A 245-nucleotide genomic window follows, 5' to 3' on the forward strand; every position below is an offset into this window, starting at 1 on the left:
GTCATGGGCTGAGCAAATTGCGTGAAACGCGCGCGCCTCTTCGCTGCCTTTGAATACGCGTGTGGGATAGGCGCACAGAAGCGAGAATGCATGTTTGCGTGCGAGATCGTTCCACAGTTGCTCCAGACGCAGCGCCGCCCCGGACTCTCCGCGGGCGCACAGGATGGCGACCATCTCGCCGAATGCGCGGACGGGAACCTTGCCGTTCCCGGAGAGCGTGTCGATCAGCGTGCCCAGGACAGACT

1 protein-coding gene is annotated in these 245 nt (G+C 62.9%); it reads right to left on the minus strand.

All coding sequences use genetic code 11. The features are described from left to right. Positions 1-245, minus strand: a 245-nt coding sequence (locus NCR93_RS31835) for an MEDS domain-containing protein (RefSeq protein ID WP_502799874.1), incomplete at both ends; no start/stop codon positions are given.

This window comes from Caballeronia sp. ATUFL_F1_KS39, from assembly GCF_023630985.1.
Lineage (GTDB): Bacteria > Pseudomonadota > Gammaproteobacteria > Burkholderiales > Burkholderiaceae > Caballeronia > Caballeronia zhejiangensis.